12 protein-coding genes are annotated in these 16,893 nt (G+C 34.9%); 5 read left to right on the top strand and 7 right to left on the bottom strand.

Annotated elements, in window-relative coordinates:
* Positions 1–19: 19 nt before the first annotated feature.
* Positions 20–322 (bottom strand): DUF6439 family protein, encoded by a 303-nt coding sequence (locus RGRSB_RS05425; protein ID WP_119260977.1) that lies wholly within the window; start codon positions 320–322, stop codon positions 20–22.
* A gap of 607 nt (positions 323–929) precedes the next feature.
* On the opposite strand from RGRSB_RS05425, the gene rnc reads away from it, so the two are divergent.
* Positions 930–1,625 carry a ribonuclease III gene (gene rnc / locus RGRSB_RS05420; protein WP_119260167.1) on the top strand — a complete coding sequence of 232 codons (696 nt, stop codon included), beginning with the start codon at positions 930–932 and terminating at the stop codon, positions 1,623–1,625.
* 11 nt (positions 1,626–1,636) lie between these two features.
* On the opposite strand, the gene RGRSB_RS05415 is transcribed toward rnc, so the two are convergent.
* From RGRSB_RS05415 to map, 3 genes are all read right to left on the bottom strand, one after another.
* Positions 1,637–2,521, bottom strand: a complete 885-nt coding sequence (locus RGRSB_RS05415) for a carbohydrate ABC transporter permease (RefSeq protein WP_119260166.1) — start codon at positions 2,519–2,521, stop codon at positions 1,637–1,639.
* A 212-nt stretch (positions 2,522–2,733) separates the two neighbouring features.
* Positions 2,734–2,859, bottom strand: coding sequence for a hypothetical protein (locus tag RGRSB_RS10740; RefSeq protein WP_269460766.1), 126 nt, complete (start codon positions 2,857–2,859; stop codon positions 2,734–2,736).
* A gap of 340 nt (positions 2,860–3,199) precedes the next feature.
* Positions 3,200–3,961, bottom strand: a complete 762-nt coding sequence (gene map, locus RGRSB_RS05405) for a type I methionyl aminopeptidase (protein WP_119260165.1) — start codon at positions 3,959–3,961, stop codon at positions 3,200–3,202.
* Between the two features lie 1,159 nt (positions 3,962–5,120).
* Between map and rpsB the strand changes: the two genes are divergently transcribed.
* The 3 genes from rpsB (at position 5,121) to RGRSB_RS05390 (ending at position 8,192) form a co-directional block, all read left to right on the top strand.
* On the top strand, positions 5,121–5,972 hold the full coding sequence (rpsB, locus tag RGRSB_RS05400; protein ID WP_119260164.1) for a 30S ribosomal protein S2: 852 nt from the start codon (positions 5,121–5,123) through the stop codon (positions 5,970–5,972).
* A 389-nt stretch (positions 5,973–6,361) separates the two neighbouring features.
* A complete protein-coding gene (gene tsf, locus RGRSB_RS05395; protein ID WP_119260163.1) occupies positions 6,362–7,033 on the top strand; it encodes a translation elongation factor Ts in 672 nt (223 codons plus the stop codon).
* Between the two features lie 283 nt (positions 7,034–7,316).
* Positions 7,317–8,192: a hypothetical protein gene (locus RGRSB_RS05390; RefSeq protein ID WP_119260162.1), complete on the top strand. Its 876-nt coding sequence runs from the start codon at positions 7,317–7,319 to the stop codon at positions 8,190–8,192.
* Positions 8,193–8,233: 41 nt separating this feature from the next.
* Here RGRSB_RS05390 and RGRSB_RS05385 read toward each other — a convergent pair whose 3' ends face one another.
* Positions 8,234–9,922, bottom strand: coding sequence for an ABC1 kinase family protein (locus RGRSB_RS05385; protein WP_119260161.1), 1,689 nt, complete (start codon positions 9,920–9,922; stop codon positions 8,234–8,236).
* 1,470 nt (positions 9,923–11,392) lie between these two features.
* Entirely contained in the window at positions 11,393–12,937 is a 1,545-nt protein-coding gene (gene crtH / locus RGRSB_RS05380; RefSeq protein ID WP_119260976.1) for a carotenoid isomerase, read from the bottom strand.
* A 468-nt stretch (positions 12,938–13,405) separates the two neighbouring features.
* On the opposite strand from crtH, the gene RGRSB_RS05375 reads away from it, so the two are divergent.
* On the top strand, positions 13,406–14,473 hold the full coding sequence (locus tag RGRSB_RS05375) for a J domain-containing protein (protein WP_119260160.1): 1,068 nt from the start codon (positions 13,406–13,408) through the stop codon (positions 14,471–14,473).
* An 806-nt stretch (positions 14,474–15,279) separates the two neighbouring features.
* Here the strand turns inward: RGRSB_RS05375 and argC are convergent.
* A complete protein-coding gene (argC, locus tag RGRSB_RS05370) occupies positions 15,280–16,338 on the bottom strand; it encodes an N-acetyl-gamma-glutamyl-phosphate reductase (protein ID WP_119260159.1) in 1,059 nt (352 codons plus the stop codon).
* Positions 16,339–16,893 lie beyond the last annotated feature (555 nt).

The following is a 16,893-nucleotide window of genomic DNA, read 5'->3' as shown; positions in this document are numbered from 1 at the left end:
CTCTTGTTGACTTAGATAGTTAGAGGTTTTCAGGTTTAGTTCTAGTTGAAGTCCCATGACCTGGACAAGGAAGAGCAGAAATAGAACGGTCTAACCAACCAACTGCTTGTTTCAAATGGTCTAGAGCTTCTTGTGGTTGATCTCTAAGTAAAAAAACTAGTGCAGAGGCTATTTGTTGCTGAGCTTGTGCTTTACGGTCATTTTTAAAGCGATGCCAATCATTAGGTGTAATAGCAAGTTGTTCAGCTAATGCCTGGGCAAGTTCTAGAGAACTAATGATTTGATTCTGTCCAGAGTTAGAAACTTGAGTGATTTGAGACATAAGAAGTCTAGGGTTTAAAATTAGAAAGCGTAGGATTACTGCGTAGCCGGTCGGCAAAAACACAGTTCAACCAGGTTACCTGTTAAACACAAAGGTTTTAGCTATTGTACCTAACTTTAATTAGTCAATACCGACGACGCGACTACTATGCTCTACTCTTTAGTTTAACTAATAATTGTCTCTAGTATGCCTTACTTAAGCCAAGTAAAAACAACCAAAAGGTGAGTATCAGTATTTTGAAGCGTTTGAAGCGTTTGAAGCGTTTGAAGCGTTTGAAGCGGCTCTCAAGAATACACAGTTATCTCTCATAGAACTCAAAGAAGGCTACCAAAGAATTTGCCAAGTAGAAATTCAACAATACTTTGTAGGATATTTTTGTTCGAGAAAACTTTTTCTCCATTTATTCCAGACAAACAGAGGAGTTAAAAAATTATCGCTTATCTTAAAAAGTAGACTGTCTTCCAAAAAAGAAAATCAAGCATTAATTCTTCTAGAAAGTCTTAATTTATTAAAATTTTTGGCAATTTGTCCATTTTGGTGCTGTGATAGTTATTTTAAGATGGTTATTAAAAACTTGGGTTAATTAGTTAATAGTTGATAGTTAATTATGACTATATTTCTTCGGTTTAAAAATCAAGCGTTATTAGATTGTGCGTTAACCCACCGTTCTTACGTTAACGAACATCGTGACGTTACAGAACATAATGAACGCTTAGAATTTTTGGGTGATGCAGTATTACAATTTGTCGTAAGTGAAGAACTCTATCGATGTCATCCTGAATTAAGCGAGGCACAACTGACTCGTTTGCGGTCAAAATTAGTTGATGAACCTCAATTAGCTAAATTTGCAAAGATCTTAGACTTAGGAGAATTTATGTATCTTGGACAAGGGGCGATCAAAGATGGGGGACAGAACAATCCTGCTTTATTGAGTGATACCTTTGAAGCTATAGTAGGTGCATATTTTCTTGATGCAGGAATAGAGGCGGTACAAGGGTTTGTGCGATCACTCTTTAAAGATGCAATTGATACTCTAATAGTCCCTGAGTCAAAAAAAGTTTCTAGTAAAATTATTGATGTAAAGAATCGTCTTCAAGAATGGGCATTAGCTAACTACAAAAAAGTACCTGAATACTTTTTAATTGAGGAATTAGGACCTGATCATGCAAAAGAGTTTATTTTCGGTGTACAGATTAATGAGCAACTGTTAGGAACGGGAAAAGGTCGCCGCAAACAGGCAGCGACTAAAGCCGCTGCCCAAGATGCTTTAAATAAATTGTCAATTTTTGATGAATTAGGATAGATTAGTAATTCTTATAAAGTGTGATTTTGAGAAATTTTTAAATTAATAATAGAAAGCAGAAGAATTACTAAAAACAGGGTTAATCCCATAGTACAAGCATAATTAATCTCTAAGTCTTGAAAAGCTTTTTCATACAAATAATAAACAACAGTTTTAGAACTATTTCTGGGGCCTCCCTGGGTCATAATATAAATTTCTTCAAAGACTTTAGTCGCCGCAATAGCAGAAATAACCCCAACTAATAATAAATAAGGACGCATTAAAGGAATAGTTATATCCCAGTGTTTACGCAAACCGTCCGACCCGTCGATAGCAGCAGCTTCATATAATTCATTGGGAATTGATTGTAGTCCCGCTAGATAAATAACCATGTAATAACCTAGTCCTTTCCAGATAGTAACTGCCATAACGCTAAAAATAGCAATTTGGGGACTTGTCAACCAAGAAATCCCTTCAGAAAATCCAAATTCTTTGAGAAATTGATTAAGCAATCCCTTAGAAAGATAAAGGGCTTTCCAAGCAATACCGGCTACTACCATAGAAATAACAACAGGAGTATAAAAAGCGACTCTAAACAAACTAATTCCTCGAATTTTTTTATTAACTAATATGGCTAACGCTAGAGGAATGGTTACTAAAATAGGAACAACGACTATTAAGTACAAAAAAGTGTTGTAGAGAGTTTTCCAATATACAGGATCCTTAGCCAAACGTTGAAAATTTTCTAACCCAATCCACTTTGGTGCTTGAGTGATATCATAACCGTACTGGGTAAAACTTAAGGTAAAAGCTTGCAATGCTGGAAAAATAACAGTCATTCCCAATACTAAAATAGCTGGAAATAAGAATAAATAGGGAGTTATTTTAGACATAATTTTTAATTTGCTTGTTAGCATTAATTATGCTCCTACCTATCAGGTAACTTGTGTAATTAATTAGAGAATCGACTTATGTAATATCAATCTATTTCCTGTGAGATCGTAAGTATAGATTTCCCTGCCATGAGAAGCAATGGTAATACAATTAGATAGCTTAGTCCTCAATGAATTCGAACAGGTGACCGTTATTTCTAAATTTTTCATTTTCTATTTCTAAACAGAGACTCATACTACCACTTAAGATAAAAAATCCCTAACCGTAATCCAGATAGTTGAAATTCAGTACGACATTTATGAAGATGAGGATTGGGAGATTGAGTCGAAAGTTGTTGGCAAAATCCAACTATCGTAACCAAAGTTTACGGTAGCTATCGTATACAAATGCCGTCTGAATAATTTAAACTAGAATCTTGTATTAACACAAAAATATTCCCACCACATTTACTATATTAAACCGATAATTAATGAAATACTAAAGTCTTGTTTATGCACTCTTCAGAGTCTAAGTTCATGATTTGCGATAGTTCAGCACAACTCATACTTTAGCACAAAAAAAAACTTAATAAAGAACGTAGATAAAATTAATTTCAAACAGTTACCGTAAGGTTTAAATTCTATTTAAATGTTGACCTTTACGATGTTTCCTTTTCTTGACTAGCTAATTTTAAATCAAGCACAAAATCTTAAGTAAAATCATCAATTAGGTAAAGTTAAAATTTCCACCCCTGTTTCTGTTACCGCCAGAGTATGTTCAAATTGGGCTGAAAGTTTGCCGTCTTTCGTAATTGCTGTCCAGCCATCGTCTAACACCACTGCTTCCCAGGTTCCCTCATTAATCATGGGTTCAATTGTAAATACCATCCCTGGACGGATGCGTTTTCCTTTTCCCTGTTTTCCAAAATGGGGAATTTGGGGAGGTGTATGGAAAATATTGCTAACTCCATGACCAACAAAATCTCTAACTACTGAGAAACCGTAGGATTCAGCGTATTCTTGAATTGCAGCCCCAATATCACCAATTTTAGCTCCAGGCTTCACTGCAGCAATCCCTCTTCTTAAACATTCTTCTGTAACTTCTACTAATTGTCGAGCTTTTAGGGAAGGGGTTCCAACAAAAAAAGTACGGGAGGTATCACCGTGATAACCATCAAGAATAGGTGTAACATCAATGTTGATGATGTCTCCCTCTTTGAGAATTTGTTTAGCATTAGGAATGCCATGACAAATCACCTCGTTGATGCTAGTACAAATTGATTTAGGAAAGCCATGATAACCTAGGGGCGCGCTGGTGGCGTTGTGCGATCGAGTCCAACGTTCAGCCTCGTCATTCAAGTACAAGGTACTTACGCCTGACTTCACCATTGGGGCTAGATGATCCAATAACTGGGCTGCTAAACGTCCAGCTCGTCGCATTTTTTCTATTTCTCGTTTCGATAATAGAGTGATTGTTTCTCCCATCAGTTCTATCAGTAATTAGACATTAATAGATTCTGATTGTAACATCTTTTTGAACAAGGGACATTAATTAAAAAATAAAAAAAAGGATTTGAGGCATATTTGTTATTACTTGCTCTACAACAGAAAATCTATTACCAGAAAGGTGATTAGAAGCGTGGGGTGGGGAATTATTTAAAATAGTTTTTCACAGTGATAAAAAGATGATATCTTTTCTAGGATCGACAGATTAGAAAAGGTTTAACTCATTTTGGGTTGAAAATTACTTCAGAAGACCCAAAGGCTTTTGATTTATTGTGAGAATTATTATTCTCTCCTAATTGTTAATTCTAGTTCCGTATTCATTATTAATTGATCGTAGTTTAGCAGTTTTATAACTAGGGTAATTATAGTTAATATATAACATAGTTATATATTAACTATATTGATTGTTATTTTTTTTTTGTGAAAAATAACAATCAATATAAACAAAAGAATAAAGATAATAATTAGTCAATTACTGTCTTATAAGACATAATAAAAAATGTTAATTATTTTAAATAACAAGGAAACCAAGAATGGCAAATACTGCTTTTGGTTATGATTAATTGTTATTTAGTGTATGCAAAAGAGCTATTTGGTTAAATCCCAATAAAACAATAAATAGACATAATTGTATCTATAATTTTACTAAATTTATAGTCCAGTACGGAATTTAATAGGAGGGGAATGACATCATAATAAAACTTATGAAACTATCGAAGAGATGTTCGAAGGTGAATATATATAATTTAGCCAAGATAAATAAAACAAAGTATTACTCAAAAGAGTTGCCTTAAACAATACAGGCTAAATTAATATAAATTGAGCTATAATGGCCTAAATTAAAATATAAAAATACAAAATAATTAGTTTCTTTAATACTTAACTAGAGCTTCTTTCTTAATTGAATGATTGAATGGATGAAATTTAATTCTCCACTGAATCGCGCGGTCACCACCATTATTGTTCTGTAACATTATTAAAACAAGACTTACTATTTTTTAATAGTACACTCAAAATTTAGATATCAAATGTGATATAGTCAGAGTACATTCAACATATCGCACATTCAGGACTTCGGGTGTTTCTTGTGAGAAATCCATCTGAATGGAGGATAAACCCGAATAGGAGAAAGTTAAAAATGTCAGTTGTTTCCCTTGCAGAATTGCTAGAGTCTGGAGTCCACTTCGGTCATCAAACCCGCCGCTGGAACCCCAAAATGGACCCTTATATTTACACAGCTCGTAATGGGGTTCATATAATAGATTTAGTACAAACCGCCCAGTTAATGGAAGACGCTTACGAGTATGTACGTCTCTCTTCAGGTAAAGGGAAGCGATTTCTTTTCGTGGGAACCAAACGTCAAGCAGCTGGGATTATTGCTCAAGAAGCCTCTCGTTGTGGAGCAAATTACGTTAACCAACGTTGGCTAGGAGGAATGCTCACTAACTGGGAAACGATTAAAACCAGGGTTGAACGCCTCAAAGAATTAGAGTCTATGGAAACTAGTGGAAACCTGGCTCGCCGTCCCAAGAAAGAAGGATCGATGTTGCGACGAGAACTAGGGAAACTAGATAAGTACCTAGGTGGGATTAAAACCATGCGTAAACCCCCCGATGTGGTTGTAATTGTCGATCAACGACGGGAATACAATGCCATTTCTGAGTGCCAAAAACTAGGAATTCCCATCATCTCTCTTCTAGATACTAATTGTGATCCTGACTTTGCTGATATTCCTATTCCAGCTAACGACGATGCTATTCGTTCGATTAAGCTGATTCTAGGTAAATTAGCTGATGCTATTTATGAAGGTCGTCATGGTGAACTTGACTCCCAAGAGGATTACGAAGAGTTTGAAGAAAACCTCGAAGGAGATGATTATGAAGGCTATGATGATTATGAAAAAGAAGAGGATGAGACAGAAAGTGTAGACTCACAAGAGATCATTGCCGAAACAAGTTATGAAGCTGAAACAAGTTATGAAGAGGAGTAAATTCGCCTCATTTTAGGACTAAGTTGACGGGATGTCTCTGTAGTATCTAGATATCCCCCACCATTCTGGTTAAACAAAATTACTACTACCAGGTTTCCTTATATTTCAAGAGAAATTGTAGAGTGTAACTTGTGATAGGATTCTAGGATGGATCGAAAAACACCTAATGATGGTTACTCAACAAGTTAAGCCTAACACTCAAACTAACAGTGTAATTTTGAAAAGATGATCAGGAAAACCTAATCAGTCTGGAAATCCAAATATCGAACACTAATTCGATAGAAGGGATGTAGCAGAAGTGATATTGCTGAGAATCTAAGACTGCAACCACAGTTTGATCTTAGCGGTTCAAGTCATTATAGTTAAAGCATTAGGAACATAAAGTTAACATGGCGGAAATCTCAGCAAAACAGGTTAAAGAGCTTCGAGAAAAAACGGGTGCTGGCATGATGGATTGCAAGAAAGCACTTCAAGAAAGCCGAGGCGACATGACTAAAGCCATAGAATGGCTACGGCAAAAAGGGATCACCTCAGCCGAGAAAAAATCTGGACGACAAACGGCAGAAGGATTGGTGGAAAGTTATATTCACACGGGAGGCCGCATTGGGGTTCTCGTAGAAGTTAACTGCGAAACTGACTTTGTTGCTCGCAGAGATGAATTTAAAAATCTTGTTCGCAATGTGGCTATGCAAATTGCCGCTTGTCCTAATGTAGAGTATATTCAAGGTGCGGATATTCCAGAAGCCGTCATTGCTAAGGAAAAAGAAATCGAGATGGGGCGGGATGACTTAGCTAATAAACCTGACAACATCAAGGAAAAGATTGTCCAAGGACGTATTGACAAACGGATCAAAGAATTATCTTTAATGAATCAACCCTATATTCGCGACCAAAGCATTGATATTGAAGAGTTGATTAAACAAACTATTTCTCAACTAGGGGAAAATATTCAAGTCCGCCGTTTTACTCGCTTTGTTCTTGGAGAAGGGATTGAAAAGGTGGAAACCGATTTTGCTAAAGAAGTAGCGGAACAAACTGGTCTAATAAGTTCCGAGCTGTAGATTATAGTAGAAAGGGGAGTCGAAGGAGTTTCCCCTCAAATTAGAACTTCTGTAAAAATAAAATCGGCTCCGTCAGCTGAAGTTGGAATACCTTAGAGATCCTCTGTAAAAAAAGAAGAATAAAGAATAGTCTTCCGTACCCTGAAGCTCCAATTCTTATATAGACTTTTTGTAAAAGGCAAAAGAAATAGCAATATTGCTATTTCTTTTGCCTTTCTTACATTAATCGTAAATCTACGAGGTAAACTATTAGTTATAAAGTTATCTAAACCGATCTTAAATTATGTCCAAATCTCTCCAGCAAATTCGACAAGATCTGACAGTCTTTGAAAAGAAAACTAAGGAAATTGCACTTGAATTAAATCGACTTTATAGTAACTACTTAGAGTCTTTAAGTCAATCGGTTCAACAACAATTAATTTTAGCTTGCTATCATATTTGTACTCAAATTTATCCTGAACAATTTTTAAAATTATCTTTTAGTAAAAGGGAAAAACTACAAAATAATTTACGTCAATTATGTCAAGGGATTCAAGACCAACTTTTATTTTATTCAGAACTTCCTTCTTCTGTTCTACAGGCTACTGTTAAGGAGCAGGTAGTGTTTCAGTTATCTGAGTTAGAAAAACCTTCATCGAAGGAAGAACATTCATCTAAGATAGATGATTCAGAAGTGGATCCAGAATCTCAAGTTTTGACAAGTGAAAATCCTGAAGAGTTAGTAAACTGGTGTAAGACGATAGAACAGAGAATTAATGATACTTTAGAAAATCTTTCTAAAGAAGCAAATAATTATTTGCAGCAAGCTCAAATTATTCCTACTGATTTGCCTTCTCAGTTATTAGAAATGACTTTTAAAGCTGAAGAGGGAGAACTGTCTGCTGGGAGAACACCTAACATCATTAATTTGTTAGTGGAGACTAATCGAGAAAAAAAGGAAAAAGGAGAAGAATCTGAATCAGAAATTACTAGATTTTCTGCTATTCAGTTACAATTATCAGAAATAGTCTTTGCTAATGCGACTTTAAGTTTGAAACGAAAAGAGATTCGTAATTTTTTAGAAAAATTGAAAAAAATACATCAAAGTTATCGTCAAGCACAACAGGAATACGCAAAAGTGGAAGCCGAAACTGCCTGGCGTTCGAGTTGGCATGAATAGTGATTCTACATAAAAAAAGACAAAAGAAAAAAGTTGATGAGCTAACTTTTTTTATCAATAGAATTGTTGATTTTTTCCTGATTCATTAAAGCAACCATGGAACGCAAAAAAAATAAACCAAATAACCCTGATAATCCGAAACCAATTACAGCAAATTTAATATATGTGGTGATGACTAATATAAAAGTTGATAACAAAGTAAATCCTGTTAAACAAGTATAAATCAGGCATTTAATTCCTAAACTAATAAGTTTAAGGTTTCTTTTATTTTCTAGAGAACTAATCTGAAATTGCAGTTCTCCTTGATCAACTCTTTGGACTAGTTTTTGCATTAATCGATTAGTTGAATTCGGATTTTGCCAGGTTTTTTTGATAAAGTCTTTTGCTTGTTGAGCTGTGGCATTAATAATTATTCCTTGTCCATTACTTAAGGCAATACTTTTAACAAAAGGTTTGCTTGCTGCTAACAAGTTATATTGAGGATCTAGTACACGAGCAATACCATCGAGGGTAGTTAAAGATTTAATAATAAACGTCATCTGAGGCGGCAAACGGAAGGGTTGTTTTTTGAACATTAAATATACTTCATCGCTAATCACTTCAAATGCTTTAACATCTACCGGTTTATCTCGAAAATTTTCCAATATAAATCCAACAATCCGTTTGATAGAACTCATATCTTTCAAAGGTTCAATTAACCCCATATAGACTAAAGTTTCAACTACTTTATCTGTATCTCTTTTCAAGACAGCAAAAAATGCTTGAACCATTTGTTCTTTGGCCATCAATTTAACTTCTGCCATAGAACCAAAATCATAAAAAATTAACTCCCCTCTTTTACTTACAGCCATATTTCCAGGATGGGGATCGGATTGAAAAAAGCCATCAATTAATAATTGTTTGAGATAAGAACAAATTCCTAGTTGAATAATACTATCTAAATTAATTCCATTATTCTTTAAAGTGGTACGATCATCTACTTTAATTCCCGGAAGATATTCTAGTACTAAGATTTTTTTAGTAGTATATTTCCAATAAACTTTAGGAACTTTAATTTGTGAGTAGCGTTTGAAGTTTTTTTGAAACCGCTCGGCATTTTTACCTTCACGGATATAATCTATTTCTTGAAATAAAAGCTCAAAAAACTCTTTGTAAATTTCTTCAAGCTGATATTGTCTAAAATTAGAAAGATAGCGATTAAGTAAACGAATTAAACGATGTAGAATTTCAAAATCTAAATTAAAAATTTTTTCTAATCCAGTCCGTTGAACTTTAACAACAACTTCTTGTCCTGTATATAATTTAGCGCGATGAACTTGTCCTAAACTTGCTGAGGCCAGGGGGATTGAATCAAAGTCCTTAAATAACTCATCAATTGACTTGCCCAGTTCAGTTTCTATTGTGTTGATTGCCTCATTGGAATTAAAATGAGGAACCCGATCTTGTAATTGACTCAATTCCTGAATATATTCAAAGGGAATAAGATCAACACGGGTAGAAAGGGATTGGCCGATTTTAATAAATGTTGGACCTAATTCTAACAAGTTTTTCACCAACCATTTTGCACGTTTGTGTCTACGTTTAGAGGAATTATTCCGAATTAGTTTATCCCATCTTAACCCTAAAAAAAATTTAAAACTAACCCCAAAAATCTCCCATTGACGCATCATAGGAGAAAGTTTAGATCGTTGCCAACGTGGCGATTTAGACAATACTCTCTGGGTAAACATAAAAATTGAAGATAGTTATTAAGTAATGACTTAATCCTACAACAATTATACCGTATTCAAAATTACCTATTAATTTATGAGTTATTTTAATTATGTTATTAAGTAATAATACTCTTTTTTGGAGAAAGCTAAAACTAAGCTAATATTAATAATCGCCATAATCGCCGTGCAAATCCCCAATTTTTATCCTTAAAAAGGTTCAAGAGAGTATGTCAAAATTTGCCCATCAAAATAATGGCTTACATTATGATGAAAACATCGACTAAAATCACGTAAGTTGACAATAGCTTGAGAGGTTTTCATATAGCTTTTTTATATTTTTTTTAGGGATACAGAAGTAGTTAAAGTTCTCAAAAATACTATATATGTCGAATATTTTTTCATTAAATTAACATCTTTTGTAGACTTCAAAAAAGTAAAATGAGTAGTTTAACTCCCCGATAGTAGCTGATTAAAGCTAACTTCTAAATTCAAAAATTGATATTTGTCTTTGTTTTTTGTGATTTACCTGTCATTTCTTTAATTAAAATCTTAGGATTAGCTAAGGTGAAGATAAAACGTTAATTTTTCTGACATCAAAATTTTATGTTTTAAGTGTAGATTTGTTCTTTTACTTAGTTTAGGTTGTTATTTCTAACAACAACTAATCAACATTATTGATTCGTTGTTGTTTTCTAAAAGTTGTCTACGAGTGATTATCCACTAAAATTTAAGTATAGATTTTTATCTTAAGAACTATAGATGTTTCTACTAAAGAGTAATTAGTAGGATTATCTTTTAAAGATAAATTACTGGTGATAGATTATTTTAAATAACTAAAATAATAAACAATTCCTATCCAATCAAATAGAGATTTTTTTTGTTAAATTGCAATCACATTAATTTTTTTATTAAATGTCTTTTCTTTTCTAGAAATGATTATTTCAAAATTTTAGTAGAATTGTATGATCAAATATCATTGATGGTTTTAGATAAACTAATAATTGTCCTCACTTTGAGTGGTTCGGATTGGTCTGTCGATTCCAGGTTGAAATATCAACCATGACAGGATTTACTGAGAAACTTGAAACATATACCTAGCTGTCCGGCTAATAAATTCAAAATAGTTGCTAATTATATATCTTAGTAACAATGGTACCAGTACTTGATGGTGTCACCTTTTAATCAACAATAGTTTGAATAGCATGAATAATGTATTGTTATAAATTATCTAATTTTCTAGAATATGGCACTTTAATAGTACTTTGTGTCTAGGAATTGAATGAACAATCTGTAGTAAACAGTTATTATTAATGGGTCGCTGTTGGCTATTAACCATTCACTGATGACTTAAAATAGTTTTTTGCTCCACTTATTTTGATTGAATGTCTAGGGCACTAAGAAATTTTTGGTTATATTCAATTGTGTTTAGACTTCAATCATGACAATAAATAACTAAATACGTTATAGAATAGTTTTCCAGGAAAAATGTTATAAACCTAGATCAACGGAGATAAGATGGCTGCAAGCAAACCCTGAGAAGGCAACTGCATTTAACCCTTGTCCGGGAAAAGTGCTGTCTCCCACACAATAAAGTCCAGTAATTGTAGTTTGGTTAAAAGGCATCCCCCACAACCCTGCTAATTTCCGCTTTGGAATGGGTCCATAGGTTCCGTCATCTCGTCCTAAAAACCGTCGATGAGTACGGGGAGTTCCCACTTCTTTATGGTCTAAAGCTTGGTTTAAACCTGGAAAAATTGCCTCTAACCTTTCAATTAAGTCATTAGTAGCTCTTTTTTTTTGTTTTTGGTATTCTCTAGCAGAAAGTCCTTGCCATCCTTTAATCCAGCTTGGGGTAAATATGTGGATAATATGACGATCACGAGGAGCTAAACTCGGATCAAGAAGCGTAGGAATAGAAACAAAAATCGTTCCCTGTTCAGCTTCCATCTTATCCCAATTTTCCAACAAAATGTGATGACATTCGGTTTGAGGAGGCAACAAATCAGCTTTAACTCCTAAATGTAAACTGAGAAAACTGGGGGATTTTTGATAACGATTCCTCCATCGTTTTTCCCTAGTCGGCATTACTTTGGAGGGCAATAATTTTTCAAAAGTATCCCAGCGAGTGGCATTAGAAACAATATGCTTAGCAAAATATTGTTGACCGCTGGCTAATTCTACGCCCACCGCTTTCTTCTTTTCTAGCAAAATTTTGGTAACTCTAGCCTTATACTGAATTTTTCCCCTCACTTTTTCAAGTCCTTCCACTAATTTCTGGGCAATTTGTCCTACTCCCCCTTTAGGATAATTAATTCCTCCATAATGACGGTCAGAAAATACCATCCCCGCATTGATCATCGGGGTGAGATCAGACCGAACCACTGACCAGCAGTAACATTCTATATCAATGAATTTTAATAGTTGGAGATCACTGATGTAGCGTCTGGCAATTTCTCCCACATTTTGCGGTAAATATTTAATCAACTCCAAACAGGCCCTAGGATTTTGGAAAAAGACCCGTGTTAAGTAACGAGGTTCTTCTAAGGAAAGTAACTCCATAGAATTAAGACAATTAAATACTTTCCAACATTCATCGTAAAAACGGCGAATTCCTGTTCTTTCTTGCGGAAATTTAGTGATTAATTCTTCTAAAAATTTCTCATAGTCTCGATGAACTTTTAGGTCTAATCCTTGAGGCAAATGATAATGAATCTGTACAAGATCTTCAATTGTTTCCAAACCAACGTCAACGGCTTCTAGGGCACGAGTGAGTAAGTTGGTCGTTCCTTCGCTACCAAACCCAAAAATCATAGACGCACCCACATCAAAACGATATCCTTCCCGTTCAAAATATCCCGCACTTCCTCCAGGAATTAAATACCGTTCTAATACTAGGACTTTTGCTCCCCTGGCTGCTAACTGAGTGGCAGTGACTAACCCTCCAATTCCTGAGCCAATCACAATGACATCATAGTCCGGAGTCTTCCCCCTGCTTGTAGATACCCTTGTTGAAGGCTCGTTTTGTCCGATCATTGTTTCTCCGTCATCCATATCCTCAGTTACGATAACAATTTATTGACTTTTCTAGTTTATCTTGTTAGAAGATAAACTAGAAAAGTCAATAAATAACAGGGGACCAGCCTCAATTTCTTAAATAATTTAACCTGCCGATCTTTGATAAAAAATAAATCAGACATCTACGAAAACGAACTTTATAACTTTAGCTTCTACTGGCTTTAGATCTATTACGATAGATATCGATATGACTTTGACTGTAGTCTTCTCAATAAGAGATATTAGTATTTCTATTATTTTTAAAAAAAATTGACATTAGTAATTATCGCCAAGAATGGAGATAACAATTTGGTTTACAGTTAATATTTCGTAATCTTTGTTGACCAAATTTTGGGTGATTTTTCAAGGTCAAATATGATATAAAGTTAAGAATATTTCCTGCTCGTCTTTTTTTGCGAGCGTTGAATATTATTGATTATCTGAATCATGAATTTTTTAACGTTTGTCGGAGATTTACTCCAGAACTTGTTGCTCTTTACCATTATTTTCTGTGGTATTTGTTGGCTATTATCTTCGTCTAAGTCTTCAAACAAAGGTCTTGAGGGCCAATTTAGACGACTAACTTGTTTATTGGAAGATGCTCCCCAAAGTTCTCTGCGTGGACAAGCTTATCCTTTAGCTAGCCCTCTTATGACTCCTTTAGCGTGTCTATTAGAAGATGCTCCCCAAAGTTCTCTGCGTGGACAAGCTTATTCTTTAGCTAGCCCTCTTATGACTCCTTTAGCGTGTCTATTAGAAGATGCTCCCCAAAGTTCTCTGCGTGGACAAGCTTATTCTTTAGCTAGCCCTCTTATGACTCCTTTAGCGTGTCTATTAGAAGATGCTCCCCAAAGTTCTCTGCGTGGACAAGCTTATTCTTTAGCTAGCCCTCTTATGACTCCTTTAGCATGTCTATGGGAAAAAGGGTGGTATATTTTTTACCGCCAAAGATTAGCAAAACCTGGTGTTAATTATTGGGAGTGGAAAAATTTTCCTCTCGCCACTCAAGTTGTACCAGAATTATTATGGTTATGGAATTTGCCTGAACCTCAAAGAACTCTAAAGTTGATCCTAGAATCTTTAGCCAAAAAGGATCAGTCTTTTTGGAACCAAGAAACTATCGACAGATTTCGGAAATGGCATCATCAAGCTACCCAACGTCTAGGGTTAAATAACCTCAAAACTATTTATCAAGTGTTTTATGGAACACCTTGGGGACGGTTGCAACCTATTGTGAGTGAACACCCACTTCCCCTTAACCGTGCACTCTTTGATGAGTCATCTCCTTGGTGGAAAGTTTTAGACCTTCATCCTTTCCCCACTTCGTTGCAGGTTGAGCAAACTTATAAGGGTTTAATTCGTCTTTGGCATCCTGATCGAACTCAACATCCCCTAGCTCATTATGTTACAGCTCGTCTTAATGGCGCTTACGAAAAATACCAACTGCGTCAGCAGAGAAATTCTCAAAAATTTGGTTTAGTTCAACAATGGTTCAAATCACGATTTGATTCTTGATATAACTCCCGACAAGCTACCTGAGGTAACAGCACAGGCTCCCTTGCTGCTCTACCGGTCCTTTTTAAATAAGAAATTGCCTTTTATCTACTTTTGTTTAAACGTCTTCACAGTTAAAATTGCAAACTATTGATCAACTGTGAATATATAGCTCTTTAACTACTAGAAAAACTCTTTTACCCTTTTCTGGTTTTTCCGCGTTTTCGACTATCTAGCGCGGTCTATGGATACATATCCTAACTGTCCCAAACTCGAGGTTCGTCCTTTGATTTTTTAGCCTATTTCCAGACGTTAGTTAGACTCATTGTGTTCCAGTTTCTATAGCTTTATCTCAAGCCCTGACCATATTTTCATCTCGACGCTAAGACACTGTGGAATCTCTCTATGATTTTAATGTGTCTCTATTGTTTGGAGTATAGTGCTCCCACGCAGAGGCCAAAATTTACTCTCATTCATATTAATTGGACGCTCCACTATGAATTGACTATATAGCTCAGAAAAATACAATGCTAAGAATAAAAAACATCTTAAATAACTTCAAAGTTAAGCTTATAGGCTTCTTTTATACAATTTTTCAAAAGCTTCATTTCTGCCTAAAAGGAGATCAACTGTATAGTAATCATAGGTGTGATAACGATAATTACTAGCAAACTGAAAAATAGGATTAAAACATTAAGACAATAAAACCTAAATCCTGTAAAGAATCAAGTCCATCAACGATTCCTCAAAAATTCCTCATCTGGAGCACGAATCGACATTGTCAAGGTCAATAGAAAACTAAAATTGTTGCCATCGCCTGTTTCTTATTAGGGATAAAAACACAATTGAGGTAGTCCTAAGGTCTGATCCCAACCCATCATTAGGTTCAAACATTGCACCGCCTGTCCTGCTTGACCCTTGACTAGGTTATCAATAGCAGACATAACGATGACACGATCAGTATGGGGATCTGTTTCAACTCCAATGTAACAAAGATTAGTTCCCCAGGCCCATTTGGTTTGAGGATAAATACCGTGAGGTAGAATTTTTACGAAGGGGAAAGAACGGTAAAATGCACTATAAATGGTTAGAATATCATCTCTAACTAGCCCAGGATCTCGCAGAGATGCATAAACCGTTGCTAGAATACCTCGGACCATGGGGAGTAAATGGGGAGTAAACTGAACCCGAACTTCATGCCCAGCTAAATCGGAACAAATTTGTTCAATCTCTGGTGTGTGGCGATGTTTAGCTACTTCGTAAGCCATGAATGACCCCTGTGCTTCTGCGAGTAAGAGATGAGTTTTAGCTTGACGTCCCCCCCCCGATGTTCCTGACTTAGCGTCAATAATAGCGGTTTCAGGAAGAATTAAGCCTTGTTTGAGGAGGGGAGATAAAGCCATCAAACTGGCTGTAGGGTAACATCCAGGACATCCAACCAAAGAAGTAGATTTAATTTCTTCTTGGTACAATTCAGGAAGCCCATAGACAGATTGAATTGCGGTTTCGTGATCAGTGCGGTCCTTGTTGTACCAGGCAGTGTAGGTGTCCAAATTACGAAAACGATAGTCTGCGGACAAATCGAGGACTTTACAGCCTTTTACCAGTAATTTGGGGACTAGTTCGCAAGCCAGTCCATTTGGAAGTCCCAAAAATACTACTTCACAACGGGAAGCTACCACATCTATATCGATAGGTTCGATAGTCAGATCAAAGCGATGTACTAAATGGGGGTAGAGATCCCAATAGGGTTTTCCTGCACTTCTACTTCCTCCAAGATAGACAATATCTATATTTGGATGTTCTAGTAATATCCGCACCAGTTGTATACCACCGTACCCTGAAGCTCCAATAATCCCGACTGGTATTTTCTCTGATTCACCCATAAATATTACTTCCTAGAGTTAAGCCACCGTCTCTATCTCACCTTGGCTATTGTAGTCTCAAATCTTCCTCTTGAATCGAAAAAATTGTTGAAGCTTCTTAACTTAGTCTTAAGTGATAATATACCATTTCAATAAAAATTAAATTAATAAATTTTTTTAAAAAACTATTCTATTTTCTCTATTTCTAATTTATTTTCTTTATATTATTTGTTAAGTTTTCTTAAATTAGTGTGGTTTTTAACTACTGCACTAATTTTTTTACCCTAAAAGTATACTTAGATTTATTTTAAAAGTAGTCTATTTTAAGCTCTAATTATTTTAAAATAAGTAAAATAAATGGTTAGTTAAGTAGGTAAACTCAAATAATTTCAAACATATAAATATAGCTTTTAATAAACTAATTTCTAGATATAATTTTATCTAGAAATTAGTATAACTAAAGAAATAATAACTATAAAAATTAAATTATAACCATCCAAGAATACTCTCTAAAATTAGAATAATATCATAATATTTATGTTTAAATGCAAAGCAATAAAAAGTAAAAATACTATA

The organism is cyanobacterium endosymbiont of Rhopalodia gibberula (assembly GCF_003574135.1).
Lineage (GTDB): Bacteria > Cyanobacteriota > Cyanobacteriia > Cyanobacteriales > Microcystaceae > Rippkaea.
This window is presented reverse-complemented; position numbering and strand designations above follow the sequence as displayed.